Below are 21,625 nucleotides of genomic sequence, written 5' to 3'. Positions count from 1 at the left end.
AATCCCTGCTAAACTTGTTTATAAAGTGTATTTAAAATGAAAAAGTGAATCTGCACCAGCAGATTGGACTTTTGCTTTGACAATGAAGACAAAGGGATCATGAAATAATCCCTGCAGAGTCACTCACTTTGCCACAGCCCTTCCCTTCATCCCTTCATCTACCAACCAAGCCACAAACTCAGCAAAAGGTTTAATATCCTGATCCACACTAGCAGCTTCTAATGCTTCCATATAGCGATCTCTTTCCACTACCGGGATAACAGTCCATGGATAACCACCAGAAGCAAGCATGACATTCATCAGAAATCGCCCCATTCGTCCGTTGCCATCCATGTAGGGGTGGATAAACACAAAAATAAAGTGTCCTAAAACAGCACGCACACCGGCATGTTCTTCTTTTTCCAGTAATTCAAAAAGTAGGGGCATAGCATCTCTAACTCCATTTTTGTTGATAGGCTTGTGTTTTGAATTCCCGATATACACTTGATTGGTTCTATATCCAGCTAAATCGGAAGGTTTTAAAATTCCAACATTTACGCTAGGAGCAAATAATTCACGGTACCAGTCACCATGTTCCTGATCAGCAATAGCACCTGCATTTTCTCCTTTTAATATCTTTTTAATGCTTTTTTTAACAGCATTAAAGGCTTGCCAATAACCTCTGGCAGCCATAGCGTCTTTTTGTTGTCGGTCTGCTTCATTTTCTTTAGCGTCCCAAGAACCCAGCCTCACGCGCTCAATTAATTCAGGAGTTACCCGGTATTTTTCAATAGATAAGGAATGGTATGCATCCGTTGTGTAGATTTCCTCCATCTTTGTAATATATCCGTCTATATCCCTTGGAAGTCCAAGTGGTTCTGGAAAGACATCAATTACTTCTTTTCGCATTTTATGCCATAGTAATCGAATACGGTTCACATAAGGTGACTTTTCACGCGCATCCAATGCAATTGGCGTTTCTTCTTCAAATGGATCCGTTTCTCTCACATCATAGCCTGCAGATTTCATGGTCTTCAAAATCTCGTTGGCAATTTTCTCTTGTCCCAAATTACGATACGCACCTACCAATCTACCTGCAATGGTAGAATGCCCTCCATCTAATAACCTCTCTAATAACTCAGAAGCATCACGAATCAATAATAATGCTGTTCGCGTATCTGTAGGATTCGTACGAAATATTGACTGTTGCGAATGAATAATCGCAGAAGGGAGATTGACCATCCGTATGCCTTCCTTCATTTCAATCTCAGCCTTATCCGGCAGTGTTGATTTCATCACAAACAAGGATGTTTTGAACAACAGTTCAACAGGCATATTATTCCCTTTAGTTGATCGAATAATGAGCTGATGTGGTACGGATGTGTTACCTGCATGTATGAGCAGTGACTGTTCAGCGGAAATGCAATAATCGGCTCCATAACGGTCTTTTAAATATCGGGAGCAAAACCCCCAAAATGAAGTGAACCAAGAAGTACTGTCTCCTTGTGGTTCATCAATGGGAGCAATAATGAACCAACCCCGAATGACTTCACGTATAAATCCATTAGTAAGCAGTCTTTCCCTGTGAACACGTGAAAGATCATCTGTTTTAATTCCTACAATACCACTGTCTTGTAGTTCCTTCAGCTTTTCTAATGATTCCGCTAATTTCTCTCCGGGCCTTGCCATATTGTTGTGCTTGTCTTATTATTAAACGCTGGTTCATTATTATTATTTAGTGTTGTTCTATTTTTATTATTTAAAGGTGTGTTATTGTTATTATTTAATGCGAATATACAAGTAATAACCTGAAATACAATGAGATAATTGGATAAATAAGACCTGCTTCTGTAGCTGTTTACCTTAATAATCTAAGCTCTTAAATAATTATCGAACTCAGTTTCTTAGTAATTTTTTTAGTCTGGTTAAATAGGCTTGTTCGTAATTGCGTTTCAACTGATCAGACAAATACGAGCTATTGATTAAGCGAAGTACTTTTTCTTTTTTAGAGGTCAATGATGAAAAAATATTGCTTACTTGTTTTTCATTAATGCCTGATATTTCACCTAGTTTGTAAAATTGCTCGTGTAATTTACCTTTCGTTTCTACTGGAGGAAGCAATCCCTCATCTAGGGCAAAATCTTTGTCTTGAATATGAATGCGGCTGTTCAATAAATCATAAGCAGGACTTAATTTAAAATCGCCCAATTGAGTTTCTATTAATGAGAAATTTTTGAAATGGGCATCGCCATTGGAAAACAGATAATTGAAAAGCATCAACCTAAATAGCTTTGGCGCTTCTATGTTATATGCAGGAACGAATTTTTTCATGATATCAAACAAATCAGCATAATTCCCCTGGTACTTGTAGTTTTCTCCATGTGTTTGAGGAGTGCGCCCAGCTAAGGATGAAAAATCTTCTTGCGCCCATTTACTTCCATCATCTTTAACATCGAAGCGTTTGGTGATATAGGCTGGCGCTCCATTTTTAAAGAAAATAAGCGCATTTTCAGCAGTCTCTATATCAAATACTTGCCGCGCAATTTGCATAGTTAAGTGTTCATTTGCAGGCATAGCTTCCCGGTTTTTTCCGGCACCTGGCTGGGGCTTAAGAATGTACTGTCCTTGTTCGCCCTCTTCTATGAGCCTGAGTTTGTTTTTATCCAATAAAACGGAGAACTTTTCTTGTACACCTGAAATAGATATCCTCTTTTGGTTCTCTTCAAACATTTCATCTGTGGCCTCATTGCTGGCGGGAGAGTTATAAGGTAGAAACGGACTTACTTTTCTTCCATTAAAAACTCGTTTTAAAGCCGTAGCTGAATAGGAGTTGCAATCTTCTTTTAATGTTCCCGGACAATATTTAATATCAGGCAAACTCATTTTTGGTCAATTTTTATGATTCTAACAGCTCCTATGGTGTCATATTTGGCAGTAGTTAACAATATGCCAAAATGGTCATTTTTATCTATTCTCTTGCTAAAGCATACCGTTTGTTTGTTGGAACCTTCTGGCAACATGTTGAAGAAAAAAGGAAACAAATGTTCTGAATGATATTCCTGCTGGTTTTTAGGAAGTGTGAGACTAATAGCGGGCTTGTTTGCTGCATTAAACCAGTTTTCGTGGTAGCGAAAAACAAAAGAACCATCATCTAATTGTTTCAACAGCCCGGCCTCTTCATTTTTATAAATTACCCTTGCCTGTCTCATTTATCGGGGTTTATTGTTTTAACTTGCAGCCTTAGTTCTAAACCCAGTGCATCTGACAGTTTGCCAATAGTTTGCAAAGTGGGGTTGCCCTTGCCACTTTCAAATTGTTTTAAGGTTCTAAGACTCACGCCAGATAATTCTGCCAGCGTTTCTTGATTTACCTGTAGCATTTCCCTGCGTGCTTTTATGCTGTAAATAAGTTTTGTAAAGTGCATTATATTGCTCTATTTGTAATGAAAGTACAAAATAAACTTAAGAAAAGCAATGAAAAGTGTGTTTTACTGCACTTTTCGAATTGAATTGACTATTGGTAAAGGAAATACAGTTGTAAGTGCATTGTATTGCACTTTTATCATCTCTTATTAAGCGCGGGGAGAGGCTGCTTGGACTTTTTTAAGGAGTTGTTTTTTTTACCAAAAATAGTTGCTGTATATCTTTAAATGAGAAAACACTTGGTGATTCGCGATTCGCGAATCAAGAATTCCAAGGGTCAATAATGGTTTCAATTGGTTTCCTGTAAACGCGGAAATGGTATTTATCAGTTGTCAGAAGTCAACTCTTTAGCAATCAGCTCTGCTTGTTTCAAAACTGTTTCAGTAGCTAATTTCTGCATGTCTGGTGGATAACCGTATTGTCTTAAAGTCCGTTTGATGATTACTTTCAATTTTGCTCTTACACTTTCTTTTATTGTCCAGTCGATGGATGCGTTTTTCTTAACTCTTTCAGTCAGAATTACTGCCAGTTCTCTCAACTTGTCTTGCTGCATGAGTTGTTTGGCACTTTCATTATTTGCAACCGCTGTATAAAAAGCATATTCAAAGTCAGAAAGCCCAAGGGTTTTGGCTTCGCTGTCCATGTTCACGATTTCCTTGCTGAGATTGATGAGTTCTTCCATCACTTCGGCAGCAGTCAAAATCTTGTTGTGATACTTTTTAATAGAGTTCTCCAACATTTCTTTGAGAGACTTACTCTTTACCAGGTTCTTTTTAGAACGTGCTTTTATTTCGTCATTGAGGAGCTTCTTTAAAACTTCAAGGGCAACATTTTTATGCTCCATTCCTTTCAGTTCCGACAAAAAGTCTTCTGATAAAATAGAAATATCCGGCTTCTTAATTCCGGCAGCATCAAACACATCAATTACCTGTTCAGAAACTAAGGCTTGGTCAATGACTTGTCGAATGGTTGTCTCGATTTCTTCATCTGTTTTTCCTGAGCTGTTCCGATAGCTATCGGAATCAAACTTGGCCAAACGGGCTTTTACTGCCTGAAAGAAGGACACTTCATCTTTCACGTCCATTGCTTGTTCATGTGGAACTGCAATTGCAAAGGCTTTCGATAGAGCCGTTACTTCAGTGATGAATCGTTTCTTGCCATCTTCCAATCCGAGAATGTGTTCTTCGGCTGCTAAAATCATGGAAAGCTTCTTATTGGTTTCTGCCTGGAAATAATCCTCATAAGGGAACCCACCCCGGTCTTCGACCACCCCTCCAGAGGAGGGGATTTCATTGAACATTTGAGAAACGACTTCCATTTTTTCAAGCATCAACTTCACCGCTTGGTCTTGGGCTATTGTTGGGTCTCCTTTTCCTCCTGCATCTGAATAGAAGGAGAGTGCCTTTTTCAAATCGGAGGCAATTCCCAAATAATCGACTACCAAACCACCGGGTTTGTCTTTGTAAACTCGATTTACCCGTGCAATGGCCTGCATCAGGTTGTGGCCTTTCATGGGCTTGTCAATGTAAAGCGTGTGCAAGCTGGGTGCGTCAAATCCTGTGAGCCACATATCGCGAACGATCACCAGTTTCAATTCATCTTCTGGGTCTTTCATTCGATCGGCAAGGGCCCTGCGCTGTTGCTTGGTGGTATGATGTTTGGCGATCTTCGGACCGTCAGAAGATGCAGAAGTCATTACTACTTTAATCACACCCTTATCCAAATCATCTGAATGCCAATCCGATCTTATCTTGATGATTTCATCATACAATTCAGCGGCAATTCTTCTGGACATAGCCACGATCATTCCCTTGCCTTCAAACACTTCCTGTCGATGGTTGAAGTGCTGAATAATGTCATTGGCAACATTTTTAATTCGGTTTTCACTACCGATCAAGGCTTCCAACTGCGTCCATTTGGCTTTGGCTTTTTGGGTTTCGGAGAGTTCTTCACCTTCCAGTTCGGCATCCAATTCCTCCACCAGTTTTTTACCTTCTTCGCTCAGATTGACTTTAGCCAATCGACTTTCATAATAAATCCGAACGGTTGCACCATCCTCAACTGCCTGGGCAATGTCATACACATCAATGTAATTTCCGAAAACCGCAGGTGTGTTGACATCAGTGCTTTCGATAGGTGTTCCCGTAAAGCCAATATAGGTAGCGTTCGGCAAGGCATCCCGCATATATTTGGCAAAGCCATACACTATTTTCTTGCCGATCACATTGCCTTGCTCGTCTTTATCATCTACTGTTTTGGCTTTGAAGCCGTATTGCGTTCGGTGTGCCTCATCAGCGATCACCACTACATTTTCCCTTTCAGAAAGGGTTTCATACACATTGCCTTCATCAGGCTGGAATTTTTGAATGGTGGTGAAAATCACACCACCGGAAGCTACTTTTAATCTTTCCTTCAGGTCTTCCCGGTTTTCAGCTTGTTTGGGTTCTTGTCTTAGCAACTGAGTAGAAGAAGCAAAGGTATCAAAGAGCTGGTCGTCCAAATCGTTACGGTCGGTAATGACTACAACCGTTGGATTGTCCAAAGCCAAAACGAGTTTTCCTGTAAAAAACACCATAGATAGTGACTTTCCACTGCCTTGTGTGTGCCACACCACACCGCCTTTTCGGTCTCCTTTGGGTTGTGTTTTCACACCCGGAACGCCATAGCTTTCGGGCGATTCCATGAAATAATCTTCTTCACCGGAATTCCAATTTGAACGATTCCCCTCCTGGGAGGGGTTAGGGGTGGGTTTTTCCTCCTGGGAGGTTCTAGGCTTTGGTTCTCCCTTCTGATAGGTTCTAGGTGTGGGTTCCCTTCCCACCAAATAATCTCTATGATCTTCAATCCAATACTGAATGCTCAATAGCACATTGCGCATGTTCTTTTTCACCTCTATGTCACTAAAGCGCAAAAATCGAACACCCAATGATTCAAGACGTTGTTGTCTTTTTTTATCTTTAGTTGCAACTTCTTCAAAGTCATGGCTATTCCCATCTATTTCTATAGCCAACATTAAATCCTTGCTATAAAAATCAACAATGAATTCATCTATAGGACGCTGTCTGTCAAAATCAATGCCCAACATTTTCTTTTGCTTTAATTCATTCCACAAAAGAACTTCTGAGAGCGTCATGTTTTTCCTAAGCTTTCGGGCAAGCTCTTTTAGCTTGGGATTATATGGAAGTATTTTTCTTCTGAATGTTTGATGATGTTCTTGTTTGTTTTTGTTTGAGCTTAACCCACCCCACCCTTCGGGCACCCCTCCAGGGAGGGGATTTTTGCCCGTAGCCCTTATGGCAGATTCTACCGCTCGATTCACAGCATAGTATTGATGATAAGCTGCCAATTTTTTAACGGTTGAAATGGTAGTAACACCTGTCTTGACGTCCTCCTTTTTGGATTTTTCAAAAACTATAAAATGCCTGATCAGATCCAGAAGGGTTTCTTTATTGAGCATACCTGTAATCAAGGTTTCCATTTGACTTACCAAATGGGATGCTTCTTCTTTGCCATCTGCTGATTTCCAGGCCATGAAACGGCTCATGCCGGAGGAAAGTGTCCCTGCTCTGGCTTCTAAACCATCTGAGATGATGGTGAAAGCATTATAGGTGAACAGGCTCGGAATGGTTTCCTTGTAGGTTTCTATCTGTTTAAAAGCCGATTTAATGGTGGCATTTTCATCTGCTGCATTCTTGAGTTCTATCACTACCAGAGGAATGCCGTTGACAAACAAAATCACATCCGGGCGTTTGTTTATACCATCTTCAACTACGGTAAACTGATTGGCAACAATAAAGTCGTTGTTTTCGGGAGTATTGAAATCAATCAACCAAACCAAATCACCTCTTTGCTGTCCGTCTTTTTGATAGCTGATTTTGATGCCTTCGGTCAACAGGCGGTGAAAACTTTCATTATTCGTAAGTAATTCGGGAGAATTGAGACGCTGTATTTCTTTGATGGCTTCTTCCTGTGCTTCAGTTGGAACGGTGGGATTGATTCTCCTTACGGCTTCTGCCATACGGTTGGTGAGCATTACTTCTTCATAGGAATGACGCATGTCTTGCCCACCCCGCCCTTCGGGCACCCCTCCAGAGGAGGGTGACCCACCCCGGTCTTCGACCACCCCTCCAGAGGAGGGGAATGGGGCGATACTTGGGGCATAGATATACTCATAGCCCAAATGCTCCAATAATTTGATGGCGAAATCTTCTATCGTATTTTCGGTGATTCGGGTCATTATAATTTAAATAAAATAATATACTAGCAATCTAAGTAATCAAATATTTCTTTGAATTTTTTAATGGTTTCTTCACTTATATCAACTTTTTTCTTTTGAAGCAATAAACTTTGGATCATAGTATTAAATTTTGACTTGTTAAAAGTGCTTGCTTTTTCATCAAATAGCTTAGTTATATTTAGCTTTTCATTCGTCTTAAATAAATCCTCAATTGCATAATCAAAATCACTGTTTATGTCTGTGAATGTTGATATATGGTTTTGTATAACTTCCCCAAAAACCTTTTTATATCTTTTTTTAGCCTTTTCACCCCCTCCATTTCCATCAAGTAAAATTTTATAATCCCTTCCCCACGCCATATAAAGTCTTATTACCTGATCATTTCCATCTGCTCCGTTACCAGGGTAGAAATGTAAATGTTTGTATTTATTGTTTAGATAAACTTGATCTATATACTTCAATATGTAAAAATCAAATTTTCCTTCAGTTAAAATAATCCCCGGAATTTTCTCAAGCAAACCTGGTTGATATTCTAGGGCATCTAGTATGGGCTGAAAATAATCTTGTTGTTTAGGATGGGTAGCTACAAATTTTTTATAGGGTATTGCATTTATATTTGTGTTGTTTGTATCAAAATCAAAGCCTCTTTTATAATCTATCGCTTCATTTCTTATGATATAGGCTCCTTCAAGCCATTTAGGATTAATTAAATGATGACTATGAGTTGTATAGATTAGCCTACATTTTGATGAAACTAAATTAGAGAATTTTGCAAGTAATTTCTTTTGTGCAGTAGAATGTAGATTTGAAGCTGGTTCATCCAATAAAAAAATTGTTTCTCCTAAATCAGTTTTTCTATTTTTTCTAAATTCTGTAAACAAAAGAAATGTAAAAAACCATTTAAACCCTAAACTTCTTTCAGATATAAAATATTTTTCTGTTCCTTCTTTGAGCTTAAATTCTAAATAGTAAACATTTCTCTGTTTATTAACTTTAGCACCCTGTTGATTTTTAACCTGTTCTGTTATTTTTTCAGATTTTGCATCAACTGAAAATTCTTTCCCTTTTATATTCATTATATTTTTCCATGCTTCCAATACGACTTTTGAAATTTTAGAACTCATTTTGGACAAGGTATGCTCTAAAGCCTCTTGAACACCTTCTGATGAATCTTTTATTCTATTAATTAAGTGGTCTTCTATAGTTAAATCAATATCTATAGATGATAAAATATCCTGAATTATATCTCTAAACTGCTCTTGCTTTTTGGTCTTTGAAAAATCTTTGTCTAAATATATTTTATTTGGGAAATTGAATAAGAAATCTGGGTAATATAATATTTTGGGAAGTAAATTATCTTCAATATAATCTGCAATTTTCTTCCAGATTTCATTTTGATCATCGATTTCTACAAAATCATCTGATTCTTTATTTTTAATACTTATATAAAGTTCCCATGTATGTTTAGATTTAATGAAATTCGAATTATCAAAAAGACTTTCATTACTGATAGATAATAATTTGATTGGTTTAATGTCTAATACTCCTATAGTTTTAGCAAACTCTTTAATGCGTATATTATCTTCTTTGTTTAATGATAGGTCTCCTCTAACTATCACACTTCCATTAAACTTCAATTTGTCTTTCTTTGGAATCAGCTTATGTTTTTGACTATCAGGTTGGTCTTTATGTAAAAAATTTATCGCCTCCAGTATAGATGTTTTACCACATTCATTTAACCCAACAAGAGTAATAATCTTAGAAGTAGGTTTTTTCTCTAGATCAAGAGTTAAATTTTGAATACCCTTAAAATTCTCAATTTCAAACTTTGTATACTTCATATTTTTTAATTTATACTAATCTAATTATTCAACTCGCACCTCCCTACTCATCAACTTCGGTAGCAGTGTATCGCGCAGGGAGTTGAGCGTGCGGATTTGGGTTTGGTTTGATTTGACCTTGCTGTAAAATTCAGAAACTATTCCATCGAACTTTTCCAAAAAATCACCCTGTGGTATTTCAATTGGCATATTATTTAAAACAGCTGTGGTCATACTTGGCACTGCCGATCCGACATTCATTGATGCTAAATCCTTCTGTTTAATGAACTGGTAAATGAACTTTGCCAAATTTGGTTTCTTCATTATTGTGTAGAACATTGTATCAACAGTCCAAAAGGGTTCATCTACATACATGACATTATTCAATGTTCCTTTTCTTGGAATTAAAACTGATTCTCCTTCAAAAAGTGGCTTTTCAACAGAACGCATAAACCCACCTGAACCGTAAACAGGAATTAAACCCTCCATAAGCTTCTTGTGGTCTTTCCCGTACTTTACTTCGACCAAATCACCCAAAACTCCTTCTTCCCAACTCTCATCCGCTTCCTCCACAAAACACTGCCGAAACAGCGTCTCGGCCATTTGCTCCAAGGTTTGGTTTTGGCGATGCAGCAGGTCTATTTTGTCGTCTAAGCTTGAAAGGACGGAAGCGATGGCGTGTTGTTCTTCTTTTTCTGGAGTAAGAGCATCTATCTTTTCAAAGTCTCCTTTATTCACAATTGGCACAGCAGTACCGTCTCCACCATAAATTCTCAATGTTTCATACAAGTCAACAAGTAGATAGTAAGCGAAATCAGGATTTACAACATCAGCATTTGGAACGATAGAATTAATTTGTTGATTAGTAATTGCTTTTTTTCTATTCATGACAACTTTGCCCATGTCTGAACCGATACAGGTAACCAAGATTGCCCCAACAGGTAAAACTTTGTTTGATAATTTTTCTACACCGTGAGTCGATAATTTCCGAATGCTATCATCTGCCCATTTCCGATAATTACCATAGTCAGAAGGAGTAATAAATAAAGTGTCATCACCCCAATCTTCAGGATTTTTTTTAGACGGTGTTTTACCTGTTACTATAGTTCCAAGATCACCTAATTTAATTTCTCGCCACTCACTCATCACTCCCTCCTTTCAATTTCCCCAAAATATCCTCCGTCATGCTGTCCATTCTCGAAAAAGCAAACCACTTCTTGCCCAGGTCTTTGAGCGAAGCGCCAAAGTGGTACAGCTCTTTTTCATCTAAAATCAAAAAGCGGTCGTGGGCATCTTTGAATTCAATTACTTTAATCTCGGGGTATTGGCTGTTGTATTTTTTCAGGTCGAGTTTTAGCTGCTTGCCGATGGTTTTGGTGTAGATGGTGGCAGTTACGTTCTTGTTTCGCTTTCTCAGTATGGTTAGCACCGTTTCATCCACGTAGTTGTCGATCAGGACAATGCTGCTTTTGGCTTTTTTGGCTAAACCAACAACAAACACATAGGCATCAAAGATTTGACCATCGAAAAAGATACCATGTCTGGGAGGTAAGCTGGCGTTTATTTGCACCTCTATATCATCCATTCGCCCCTTCAGCCCATGAACATTTTCTTCTATCCGGTCCATGCGCTTGGCAATGGAATATCCTTTGAGTAGGTGATCTTTGAGTACCTGGCTTGCCCAGATACGAAATTGCGTACCTCTTTTGGAGTTTACCCGGTAGCCCACTGATAGGATGACATCTAAACTATAGTGCAGCAATTCTCTGCTTACCTCCCGGTTGCCTTCTCTACGAACTGTTCGGAATTTCCGAACAGTTGAATTTTCTTCCAGCTCACCTAACTCAAAAATATGTTTGATGTGCTCGCTGATATTAGCTTTACTACTGTCAAAAAGCTCCACGATTTGTTGCTGCGTCAACCAAATGGTTTCATCTTCAATACGCACTTCAATACGAGAAGTCAACTCATCTGATTGATATAGAACGATCTCGTTTTTACTGTTCATTGCCCAACTTAATTTTATTCAGGTTCTCTTTGATCCGCTCATTCAGATCTGATTCCTCTTTCAACTGTGCCTGAAACTCAGCTTTCAAGCTGCTAAAGCGTTCGGCAAAGTCAAAGTCATCCTCTTCCTCAGCAAGGCCTACGTATCTGCCAGGTGTGAGCACATAGTCCAGTTCGGCTACCCGTTTTTTGGAGGCCGAAGCACAGAAGCCTTTTATGTCTTCGTACCCACCCCGCCCTACGGGCACCCCTCCATCGGAGGGGAATTTGTTGCGCCAATTATGGTAAGTGTCGGTAATCTGATCAATATCTTCGTCTGAAAGCACTTTGGTTCTGCGGTTAATTAAGTGCCCTAAGTTGCGGGCGTCAATAAAAAGTATTTCACCTGTTCGGTTTCTTTGCCCACCCCGGTCTTCGACCACCCCTCCGGGGGAGGGGAATCCTTTCTTATTGCGGCTCATAAACCAAAGAGAAGCGGGAATTTGAGTATTCAAAAACAACTTGGCAGGCAGGTTTACAATGCAATCGATCAAATCGGCTTCTACAAGGGCTTTTCTAATTTCACCTTCTCCGCCACTTTTGGAAGTTAACGCCCCTTTTGCCAAAACGAAGCCCGCTTGTCCGCTGGGTGCTAAGTGGTATAGGAAATGTTGAATCCATGCGTAGTTGGCATTTCCGGTGGGTGGTGTGCCGTATTTCCAGCGTCCGTCTTTGCGAAGTAAATCACCGCTCCAGTCACTCACGTTAAAAGGTGGATTGGCAATGATGTAATCGGCTTTCAGGTCTTTGTGGGCATCATTCAAAAACGAACCTTCATTGTTCCATTTTACTTGAGAACTGTCTATGCCTCTGATGGCCAAATTCATTTTAGCCAATCGCCAGGTGGTTTGGTTGCTTTCCTGTCCGTAAATGGAAATATCATTGATTTTTCCCTGGTGGTCTTCCACAAATTTCTCTGACTGCACGAACATCCCGCCAGAACCACAGCAAGGGTCAAACACACGGCCTTTGTATGGTTCCAACATTTTCACCAATAATTCAACTACGCTTCTTGGGGTGTAGAACTGTCCGCCCTTTTTACCTTCCGCCAAAGCGAATTCTCCAAGAAAATATTCAAACACGTGTCCGAGAATATCTGCACTTCTGGATTTGGTATCGCCTAAGGCGACATTTCCAATCAGATCAATGAGTTCTCCCAAACTGGTCGGGTCCAAATTTTGACGTGCATATACTTTAGGCAGCACGCCTTTTAGAGAAGCATTTTCTTTTTCAATGACATCCATCGCTTCATCCACTGATTTTCCTATGGTCGGTTGTTTGGCTTGCGATTGTAAATAAGTCCAACGGGCTTTTTCTGGCACGAAGAACACATTCTCGGCTTTGTACTCGTCTTTGTCTTCTGGGTCAGCCCCGGCATATTCACCTTCTCCGGCTTTCAGTTTGTCGTAAAGTTCTTCAAAGGCATCCGAAATGTATTTCAAAAAAATCAGCCCCAGTACTACGTGTTTATATTCCGCAGCATCAATATTCTTTCTCAGCTTGTCAGCCGATTTCCATAAGGAGGCTTCAAGTTGTCCTACTGGTTGTTTGGTTAAGGGGTCTTTGCTGTTCTTTTTTGCCATTTATTCTAGTAAAGTTATTAGATGCTTAATTGATCGCTATAAGTGAAAGATTTTTCTAATTACTCTTTTCATTACAATCTCACCTGATTAAATTTTTGTAAATGTCTAAATTATGGTTTTTAATCTGAAAGCTTATTAAATAAATCTTGAAAATATTATTTGGGAATGTTGATAAGGGTGGAAAAATTATCAGGCTTGCATTTTTTGATTAAGTTTATTCTATTGTTGGCCAAAATACCTGCCCGTGAAAAACTTAGCATTTACTTTTGTGTTACTGTTGCCTGCAATTCTTACATCTTCCTGCAAGAAAGAAACCTGTTATGATTGCAGGGCCTATAATTACCTGAGTGGCGATGAACTGGATGCCGAACAGTTGTGTGGAGATACGGATCGGAATAATTATTATAAAGCCTGGAACAAAGCAGAGCGAAATTGGACAGCTGAATGTACTCCGAGGTAATCAAACAAAATTAAGCCCTTAACCTTTCTTTTTTCTGTACCGTGGTAACTTTAGCCGGCTTCAACTGCACAATCCCCAATTTGTCAAAAGCCTTGATAACAAGATAAGTGATGTCGATTTCGTGCCAGCGTACGCCCCCGAAATTGGCCCTTCCGCCAAATTTATGGTGATTGTTGTGGTAATTTTCTCCCAGTAATAAAAAATCAAAAGGCAGTGAATTGGTGCTGGTGTCCTTTACTTTAAAATTGCGGTAGCCTATTTTGTGGCTGAACCAATTGACCAAAACACCCTGCATGGGCGCCATAACCAAATGTATGGGCAGCAACAACCACAATGCCCAGTGCGAAGCAAAGGCAATGTAGATGCCAATCGTGAGAAGGCTCCAAAACAAACGATTAGGCCAGGTATCGGCAAATTTTTCAAAAGCCTCCCACTGTACAGCTCCGGATTTGAATTTTTCTTCCACATCGGCACGCTTATAATTGATATCGTTGTATATCAGCCTGGTTTCCCACATCATCTTAAAGAAATTGGGATGGTATTTGGGCGAATGCGGATCTTTTTTGGAATCGGCAAAGGCGTGGTGCATGCGGTGCATTACGCCATAGCCATAAGCACTCAGGTAATTGGAGCCCATAAAAAGCCAAGTGAGGATATAGAAAAATTTTTCCCAGCCCCGGCTCATTGTAAATTGCTTGTGCGAGGCATAGCGGTGCAGAAAAAAACTGTGAATGAAAATGCAGAGGTACCACTGCACAACAAAAAATATAAGTATGATCATTTCAGGTCTTTTCTAACAAGACAAGTGAAATGCAGAAATGTGACAGATGCTGAAAATTATTTCAAGAATCTTATGCAAATTCCAAGTTTAGATTTTCAGGATTGAATTTTTGATTTTTCCTTTTCAATTCTAAAAGCGAAGCTTTGATCTTTTTTTGTTCATTATAAGTAAGTGTAGTAGGTATAAGTTTGCCTAAGTCTATTTTTAATAGTTTGTGGATAATAATGAGGTCTTTTAATGTAAAAGGGCTGATACCATTCATCAATTCTGATATATAGCTTTTGTTTTTGTGCCCCAGTATTATGCCCAATTGTTGTTGGTTTAAATCAAGTGATTTTAATTTTTTTCTAATTAACTCTTTTCTTTTCTCAACGAACAATCGCTCTTTTTCAGCCATTGATTCGGCAATATCATTTTCCTTAATTCCAGGAGCGTTAAAAGAGGCGTTTTTTGACCAATGCTTATTTTCATAGGTTTCAATTAAATCGCGTAATTTCTTTCTGATGCTTTTGTATTTGAAGTCCTCTTTTGATAACTGTTTTAGTTTTCTGTCAGCTATATAAGCACGCTCCAACTCCAGTTCGCTTTCAATTTTCCCTTTATTGATCAGTTCCTGTATGTCAAATTGAGTTTTCATATTTATTCTATCCAGTTTCGTGATTTTAACCAGCTTTTTATTGTGTTTTTGTTGTTCTTGAAAATTAATTCGTATTCTTTGTGATTCCCCGCCCAAACAACACTCGCCTCATCATCTTCAAATTCTATCAAAATCATTGTACGATGTATTGCAATATTGAAGAAATAGAAACCTTCACTGTGAACACAATCGGCATCAGTCCGTGTTTCTTTTAATTCGCTGGGACTTTTCCATTTATTTGTTTCGATATCATCAATAAGCAAATCTATTGCCTTGGAAAGCTTTTTGTTTCCTTTATTTTTTCGTCTGAGTCGCTCTAATTTCTTTTTCCCGATTAATCTCATCCCTATATACGCAAACTTAGAAATAAAGTTCGGTTAATTTTAGAACTTTCAGGGAGGTTGTTTAAATCGTATGGATTCTAGCTTTTAAAAAAATCGGGCAATTGCGCTCGAATAGAATCAAGATAATCGTTCAACTGTCCCTTCTGGTGGGCATTCAGGAAATTGGGCAGTGTATTTCGATACGTTTCTTTGTTGAGTTCAAAACGGGTTTTCTTTTCCTGCATTCTTTCCTTTGCGCGTTGAAATGTTTTGCGGGCATTGTCCATTTTGGTGTCAATCAGCTCTGTAATTTCCTCATAACTCATATCAAAGGAATTGCGCAGCACATAAACGGCCTGTTCTTTTGGGTTGAGCTTTTGCATCATATCTGCAAGGCGCATACTCATTTCCTTTTCCAGGTCATGGTAAACCAATTCAAAATGCTGTTGGTATTCGCTAAATTGATCACTCCACTCATTTAGTTTTTCATTGCGTTTGCGCTTGAGTTCTTCAAGGTAATTGAGGCAGGCATTTTTGAGGCTTTGAACCAAATAGGCCTTATTGTTTTCAATCTTGCTGTGGTCCTGATTGAGCCAGCGGGCAAAAGTCTCCTGTACCATGTCCTCTGCATCTTCCTTCGATTTCAGGAATTGCAGTGCAATGGAGTACAAAAGAGGATAATATTGATCAAAAACCTGTGCCGGATTCATGTCTGTAAAGTTACGGATTTTTGAGCTAAGGATGTTTGAAAATCAGGCGCTATGTTGAACAGTTTATAAAGTATGATCCCTCTGGGATCAATCGTTGTGTTGATTGGGTTTTTTATAAATATCTGATCCCTCTGGGATCAATTGCTTTTGCTAAAAAGTTTTTGGTGCTTTATGAAAACCAGCAATGCCAGAGGCATTGAATGTCTATAAAAAACCAGCAAAGAAACTTATACAGACCCCAGCGGGGTCTTACCTTTTCCTCTGAGGCATACCAATTAATACGGCACTAAAATTTATTTTGAAAAGCTATTGCTGATATGCTTCTTTTGAACGTATTTTTGTGAAAATTTTAAAATTGAACACAGCGGTAATCTTTTCTATTATTGGTTGGGTGGGTGCTGTAGCAGTACTCTATGCCTACCTGATGTTGTCCTCAGGCAAAATGCTCCCCGACTCATTAAAATACCAGGGTTTTAACCTTATTGGTGCTTTTTGCTTAATCGTCAATACGGCTTACAATGAGGCTTATCCTTCTACGGTGGTCAATATCATTTGGGTATTTGTGGGCATTTATGCTTTGTCGCGTTTTTACCTGAAGAAAAACACGGTACCGATTGACAGCCAAAAAATAATTCCACGTCCCGTTCGTGTGCGCAAAGTTTCCCGCTTTAGGAAAAGGAGGGCTTAAAAGCCTGTGAATAACCAGTTGACCTTTTTGTAATCTAGTGGACGACTTTGAGTCGTCCGATCACTCTTTTATCCATCTTAGAAAAAGCAAACCATTTTTTGCCTAAATCTTTGAGTGAAGTGCCACAAGTGGTAAACTTCTTTTTCGTCAATAATTAAAAATCGGTCGTGGCTTAGGGAAAAGGTTTTCAGCTTAATAGATCCGTATTGCTCGTTTGCTTTTTGTACATCTAAGTCAAGTTGTTTACTAATGGTTTTGGTCAGTACTAAAACCTTCACCCCTTCCTGCTTTTTGGCTATATGAGTGAGTGTGCTTTCGTTTATGTAATGATCAATCAGTACAATGCTCTGTTTTGCTGAACGGATAATTTTGGATGCCAACTCATAAGCATCAAATACTTGTCCGTTAAAGAAAACCACCTTTAAAATTCAAAAGTCGACCAGATATTGACCAAAACAATCAATTTGGAACAAAAGGGCTGTTGATCATTTCCGGATTTTGGAACTATGGAAAAGTTATGAGCAATCTCCATTACTTTACAGGAAATGGCAAAACTGGCTTAACTTTAAGCTCTAATGCAATATTAAATCAAGCTTTAAGCTATGTCTTCTGCACTGTCCATCCTGAAAAAATACTGGGGCTTTTCGGCCTTTCGTCCTTTGCAGGAGGATATTGTGGAAAATGTGCTGGCACAGAAAGATGCACTTGCGGTATTGCCCACCGGTGGTGGTAAAAGCATTTGCTACCAGGTGCCGGGCATTGCGCTTGGTGGGCTTTGTGTGGTTATATCCCCCCTTATTGCGCTGATGAAGGACCAGGTGCAGAACCTTCAGAAAATAGGGGTAAAGGCGGCAACGATTCACTCGGGTATGGAGCCGCGCGAGATCGAGTTGTTGATCAACAATGCGCAGTACGGGGCTATTCAATTTCTTTATATTTCACCTGAAAGGCTTTTGTCGGAAAGATTTAAAAAGCGTCTGGAGCAACTGCCCATAAGCATGGTGGCCATTGATGAGGCGCATTGTATTTCCCAGTGGGGCTATGATTTTCGTCCGGCCTATTTGCAAATAGCAGAGATAAAAAAACAGTGGCCGGGCATTCCTTTTCTTGCGCTCACAGCTTCTGCTACTCCTGAAGTGAAAAAGGATATTGTGGAAAAACTCGGGCTGAATGATCCGGGGATTTTCCAGGCTTCATTTGCACGGCCCAATATTTCATTCGTAGTAAGGCATGAAGAAAACAAAGCCAAAAAACTGCTCACTATTTTAAGTCGGGTGCCGGGTACAGCGGTGGTGTATGTGCGGCAGAGAAGGCGGGCCAAAGAAATTGCTAAATTCCTGCAGCAGAATAAAATCCGGGCGGATTATTACCATGCCGGACTGGATATGGAGGAGCGCAGCAAAAAACAGGAGGCATGGATAAGGGGAAATGTGCGGGCCATTGTTTCTACCAATGCTTTTGGGATGGGCATAGACAAGGCCGATGTGCGGCATGTGGTGCATATGGATATTCCCGAGAGCATGGAGGCTTATTATCAGGAAGCCGGAAGAGCGGGCAGGGATGGCAAAAGAGCTTTTGCAACCTTGCTTTTCAATGGCAATGATATTGAGCAAATAGAACAGCGTGTATTAAATGATTTTCCCGATCTGGATTTTATCAGGCAGACTTATACTGCGTTGATGAATTATCTTAGAGTGCCTGTTGGCAGTGGAACCAATGCCATGTATGAGTTTGACTTTGCTAAATTTATGAATTATTACAAAGCACCTGCACCTCGTGTTTTAAAGGCATTGAAACTGCTTGAACAGGAGGAGTTGTTTGCCATTTCCGATGCTACATTTTTACCGGCTAAAATCTATTTCCTTACGGATAAGAGAACGCTTTACAATTTCCAGGTGGCCAATGAGCGATTTGATGCACTGATTAAATTTATACTGCGCACGCATCCCGGAATTTTTGAGGAATATGTGCGCATTGATGTGCCAAAGATTGCCCGGCAAACATCCTGGTCGGTAGTTTCTATTGAAAAACAATTGAAATACCTGCACCAGGTCGGATTGATCCGCTATCAATCTGCCAATCAAAATCCGAGAATATTACTGCTTGCCGCTGCGCAGGAATCTAAATACCTAAGTCTGAACAAAAGTTTTATTGCTGAACGCGAACATGTTTTTAAGCATCAACTGGAAAGTATGCTTCGCTATGTTAAAGAAGATGAATATTGCCGCAGCAGGATAATATTGGAGTATTTTGGGGAGTTAGACGCGCAGGATTGTGGCATTTGTGACTATTGCCTGGAAAGAAAAGATATGCAAAAAGATGAATTGGCTAAAAGCGCACTGGTTCTGGATATTCAAAATGCACTGCAAGAACAAAGCCTTACTGCAAGCGCCCTGAAAACAGTCCTGGGAAAAATTCCTGAAGTCCGCGTGAATAAAACCATGCGTTGGCTCTTGGACAATGGAAAAGTGATTAAATCTGCAAACAAATACAGTTGGAAGGAGTAGTGGAAAAATCTATACTCATAAGTGTGAGCAATGACCTGAGCAATGATCAGCGGATGTTGCGCATCAGTGCATCTTTGCAAAATGCGGGTTATCGCGTGTTGTTGCTGGGCAGGAACAAAAAGCAGTCTCTTCCACTTGAGACTTTTAATTTTGATCAAAAGCGGCTGGATTGTTTTTTTGAAAAAGGGAAATTGTTTTACCTCGAACTCAATATCCGGCTCCTGTTTTTTTGCCTCAAAAACAGTTTTGACATCTATTATGCAGTTGATTTGGATACGCTTTTGCCCATGACAATTGCAGCAGCCCTAAAAAGAAAGAAACTCTGCTATGATGCCCATGAATATTTCACTGAAGTTCCTGAGGTGGTCAATCGGCCTTTGGTTAAAATGCTATGGGATATTGTAGGGCTTTTTTGTATTCCAAGAACTGACCTGACTTTTACTGTGGGGCCTGCATTGGCAGCAGAATTGATGCAGCATTACGGAAGGCAATTTGAAGTCGTGAAAAATGTACCGGTGCAAAGAGCTAATGTAAATGAATGGCCTGATTTCCTGCCTTTTGAACGGCAAAAATACATGCTTTACCAGGGTGCATTGAACAAGGGTAGGGGAGTAGAACAATTGCTGGATCTGATGCCCGAGCAAAAACTGCCCTTGCTGATTGCCGGAGAGGGCGATTTGTCGGAAATGCTGAGAAAAAAATCCGATGAAATGGGATTAAGCGGTAAAGAGGTTTTTTTCCTGGGCATGTTGCCGCCCGATGAATTATGGGCAGTTACGCAACATGCATTTCTGGCTTTTAATCTTTTGGAGCATTCGGGCAAGAGCTATTATTTTTCCCTGGCCAATAAATTTTTTGATTATATCCAGGCCTCAGTGCCCTGTATTACTATGGATTTTCCGGAATACAGCGCCATCAATAAGCAGTATAAAGTAGCTGAATTGATTCCGGATTTGGATAAAGAAAAAATTTCAAATGCAATTGATAACTTAGCAGAAGATTCTCAAAAATATAATTTGCTAAAGGAGAATTGCAAAAAAGCTGCTGAAACATACAACTGGCAAAACGAAGAGCAGCATTTATTAAGATTAATGCATGGAATTTAAAGACAAACACCTGCACATTATTTCCTTTAATGTACCTTACCCTGCCAATTACGGAGGGGTTATAGATGTGTTTTACAAATTAAAGACCCTTTCGGAACTGGGCGTAAAAGTGCATTTGCACACCTTTCACTATGGCAGGGAACGCTCGGAAGAACTGGAGAAAATCTGTGAAAAGGTTATCTATTATCCGCGTGGAAAATTTTACAAATTCATATACAGCAGTGTGCCCTATATTGTTGGTTCACGACAATCCGATGATCTGCTTTCCAATTTAAGCGAAGATGATTCCCCAATTTTGTTCGAAGGGCTGCACACTTGTTTTTACCTGAACCATCCGGCATTGCAGGGACGGATAAAGGCGGTGCGAATGCACAATATTGAGTGGGATTACTACGCAAGCCTTGGCCGTTCTGAGCGCAATTTTTTCAGGAAGTTTTACATGTATTACGAGTCGAAAAAACTCAAAAAATTTGAAGGCATTCTGCAAAAAGCCGATTTGGTTCTTTCAATATCCCCAAAAGACACGGGCTATTTAGATGATAAATTTGAAGGTGTACATTATTTACCTGCATTTCATCCAAATGACAAAGTGCGCAGCAAAACGGGCAGGGGAAATTATGCCATTTACCACGGTAATTTGGGTGTGGAAGAAAACAATCAGGCGGCATTGTTTCTCACGCGAAAAATTTTCAGAGATTTTAATTATCCCTTTACTATTGCAGGAAAAAATCCATTAAATACCTTGAAAAAGGAGGCTGAAGTCAATAAGATTTTTCAATTGATTCCCAATCCATACGATGAGAAAATGCACGATTTGATCTCCAATGCGCAGGTGAATATTTTACCGACATTTCAAGCTACCGGGGTTAAATTGAAATTGCTGAACGCCTTGTACAATGGGCGTTTTTGCCTGGTGAATTCTTTTATGGCCAATGAAACCGGCTTAGAGGATTTGTGTATTGTGGCCAATACGGCAGATGAAATGAAAGAGCAGTTGTACAATCTTGTTGACAAGGATTTTACCAATGAAATGATCGAAAAACGCAAGACAGTTTTGGAGGAAAAATTTTCGAATGAAGTGAATGCCAAAAGGCTGATGGAGTTAATGAGTAAGGAATAGAAATTCAAATTACAACTCATCTGCTTCTTTTAAAGCTTCATATTCAAGTTCGGCTGAAATCCTGAAATCAGTGGTTTTGATTTTTTTTAAAAGCGGTTGAATAGATTGAATTATACCATTTTAACTATAAAATGCCGCATTAAAACTATTCCTGTAATGGTGGTTTGAGGTTATACTTTTAATGGTGTCCGGTTTCATGGAGTTTA

At 39.4% G+C, this 21,625-nt stretch carries 19 protein-coding genes; 5 read left to right on the top strand and 14 right to left on the bottom strand.

The window, feature by feature from the left end; all coding sequences use genetic code 11:
• Positions 1–123: 123 nt before the first annotated feature.
• The 9 genes from WD048_10800 to WD048_10760 form a co-directional block, all read right to left on the bottom strand.
• Positions 124–1,668 carry a Fic family protein gene (locus tag WD048_10800; GenBank protein ID MEX0812694.1) on the bottom strand — a complete coding sequence of 515 codons (1,545 nt, stop codon included), beginning with the start codon at positions 1,666–1,668 and terminating at the stop codon, positions 124–126.
• A gap of 207 nt (positions 1,669–1,875) precedes the next feature.
• A complete protein-coding gene (locus WD048_10795; GenBank protein ID MEX0812693.1) occupies positions 1,876–2,862 on the bottom strand; it encodes a HipA domain-containing protein in 987 nt (328 codons plus the stop codon).
• On the bottom strand, positions 2,859–3,188 hold the full coding sequence (locus tag WD048_10790; protein MEX0812692.1) for a HipA N-terminal domain-containing protein: 330 nt from the start codon (positions 3,186–3,188) through the stop codon (positions 2,859–2,861). Before WD048_10790 ends, WD048_10795 begins: the two co-directional genes overlap by 4 nt.
• Entirely contained in the window at positions 3,185–3,403 is a 219-nt protein-coding gene (locus WD048_10785) for a helix-turn-helix domain-containing protein (GenBank protein ID MEX0812691.1), read from the bottom strand. Before WD048_10785 ends, WD048_10790 begins: the two co-directional genes overlap by 4 nt.
• 323 nt (positions 3,404–3,726) lie before the next feature.
• Positions 3,727–7,638 (bottom strand): type I restriction endonuclease subunit R, encoded by a 3,912-nt coding sequence (locus tag WD048_10780; GenBank protein ID MEX0812690.1) that lies wholly within the window; start codon positions 7,636–7,638, stop codon positions 3,727–3,729.
• Positions 7,639–7,661: 23 nt separating this feature from the next.
• Positions 7,662–9,479 carry an AAA family ATPase gene (locus WD048_10775; GenBank protein MEX0812689.1) on the bottom strand — a complete coding sequence of 606 codons (1,818 nt, stop codon included), beginning with the start codon at positions 9,477–9,479 and terminating at the stop codon, positions 7,662–7,664.
• A 24-nt stretch (positions 9,480–9,503) separates the two neighbouring features.
• The gene (locus tag WD048_10770; protein MEX0812688.1) at positions 9,504–10,604 is read right to left on the bottom strand and encodes a restriction endonuclease subunit S; all 1,101 of its coding nucleotides are present in this window, start codon (positions 10,602–10,604) and stop codon (positions 9,504–9,506) included.
• The gene (gene rhuM, locus WD048_10765) at positions 10,597–11,466 is read right to left on the bottom strand and encodes a RhuM family protein (protein ID MEX0812687.1); all 870 of its coding nucleotides are present in this window, start codon (positions 11,464–11,466) and stop codon (positions 10,597–10,599) included. The genes WD048_10770 and rhuM overlap by 8 nt, the downstream gene beginning before the upstream one ends.
• Complete coding sequence (locus WD048_10760) at positions 11,456–13,087, bottom strand: class I SAM-dependent DNA methyltransferase (GenBank protein MEX0812686.1); 1,632 nt, start codon at positions 13,085–13,087, stop codon at positions 11,456–11,458. The genes rhuM and WD048_10760 overlap by 11 nt, the downstream gene beginning before the upstream one ends.
• A gap of 244 nt (positions 13,088–13,331) precedes the next feature.
• Between WD048_10760 and WD048_10755 the strand changes: the two genes are divergently transcribed.
• Positions 13,332–13,547 carry a hypothetical protein gene (locus WD048_10755; GenBank protein MEX0812685.1) on the top strand — a complete coding sequence of 72 codons (216 nt, stop codon included), beginning with the start codon at positions 13,332–13,334 and terminating at the stop codon, positions 13,545–13,547.
• Positions 13,548–13,557: 10 nt separating this feature from the next.
• On the opposite strand, the gene WD048_10750 is transcribed toward WD048_10755, so the two are convergent.
• The 4 genes from WD048_10750 to WD048_10735 form a co-directional block, all read right to left on the bottom strand.
• On the bottom strand, positions 13,558–14,328 hold the full coding sequence (locus tag WD048_10750; protein MEX0812684.1) for an acyl-CoA desaturase: 771 nt from the start codon (positions 14,326–14,328) through the stop codon (positions 13,558–13,560).
• Positions 14,329–14,398: 70 nt separating this feature from the next.
• Complete coding sequence (locus tag WD048_10745) at positions 14,399–14,965, bottom strand: helix-turn-helix transcriptional regulator (protein MEX0812683.1); 567 nt, start codon at positions 14,963–14,965, stop codon at positions 14,399–14,401.
• 2 nt (positions 14,966–14,967) lie between these two features.
• Entirely contained in the window at positions 14,968–15,309 is a 342-nt protein-coding gene (locus WD048_10740; GenBank protein MEX0812682.1) for a type II toxin-antitoxin system HigB family toxin, read from the bottom strand.
• 77 nt (positions 15,310–15,386) lie between these two features.
• Entirely contained in the window at positions 15,387–15,998 is a 612-nt protein-coding gene (locus WD048_10735; GenBank protein MEX0812681.1) for a sigma-70 family RNA polymerase sigma factor, read from the bottom strand.
• A 355-nt stretch (positions 15,999–16,353) separates the two neighbouring features.
• Here WD048_10735 and WD048_10730 point away from each other — a divergent pair, with 355 nt between their 5' ends.
• Positions 16,354–16,686, top strand: a complete 333-nt coding sequence (locus WD048_10730) for a hypothetical protein (protein ID MEX0812680.1) — start codon at positions 16,354–16,356, stop codon at positions 16,684–16,686.
• Positions 16,687–16,763: 77 nt separating this feature from the next.
• Here WD048_10730 and WD048_10725 read toward each other — a convergent pair whose 3' ends face one another.
• Entirely contained in the window at positions 16,764–17,105 is a 342-nt protein-coding gene (locus WD048_10725; GenBank protein MEX0812679.1) for a hypothetical protein, read from the bottom strand.
• Between the two features lie 183 nt (positions 17,106–17,288).
• On the opposite strand from WD048_10725, the gene WD048_10720 reads away from it, so the two are divergent.
• From WD048_10720 to WD048_10710, 3 genes are read left to right on the top strand one after another with little or no spacing between them, the layout of a single operon-like run.
• Positions 17,289–19,193 (top strand): ATP-dependent DNA helicase RecQ, encoded by a 1,905-nt coding sequence (locus WD048_10720; GenBank protein ID MEX0812678.1) that lies wholly within the window; start codon positions 17,289–17,291, stop codon positions 19,191–19,193.
• Positions 19,181–20,299, top strand: coding sequence for a glycosyltransferase (locus tag WD048_10715; GenBank protein MEX0812677.1), 1,119 nt, complete (start codon positions 19,181–19,183; stop codon positions 20,297–20,299). Before WD048_10720 ends, WD048_10715 begins: the two co-directional genes overlap by 13 nt.
• On the top strand, positions 20,289–21,419 hold the full coding sequence (locus tag WD048_10710; GenBank protein MEX0812676.1) for a mannosyltransferase: 1,131 nt from the start codon (positions 20,289–20,291) through the stop codon (positions 21,417–21,419). Before WD048_10715 ends, WD048_10710 begins: the two co-directional genes overlap by 11 nt.
• Positions 21,420–21,625 lie beyond the last annotated feature (206 nt).

The sequence above is a fragment of the Chitinophagales bacterium genome, from assembly GCA_040877935.1.
Classification (GTDB): domain Bacteria; phylum Bacteroidota; class Bacteroidia; order Chitinophagales; family CAIOSU01; genus JBBDNB01.
Note: the sequence above shows the minus strand (reverse complement) of the source record. Positions and strands in the feature narration are given on the sequence as shown.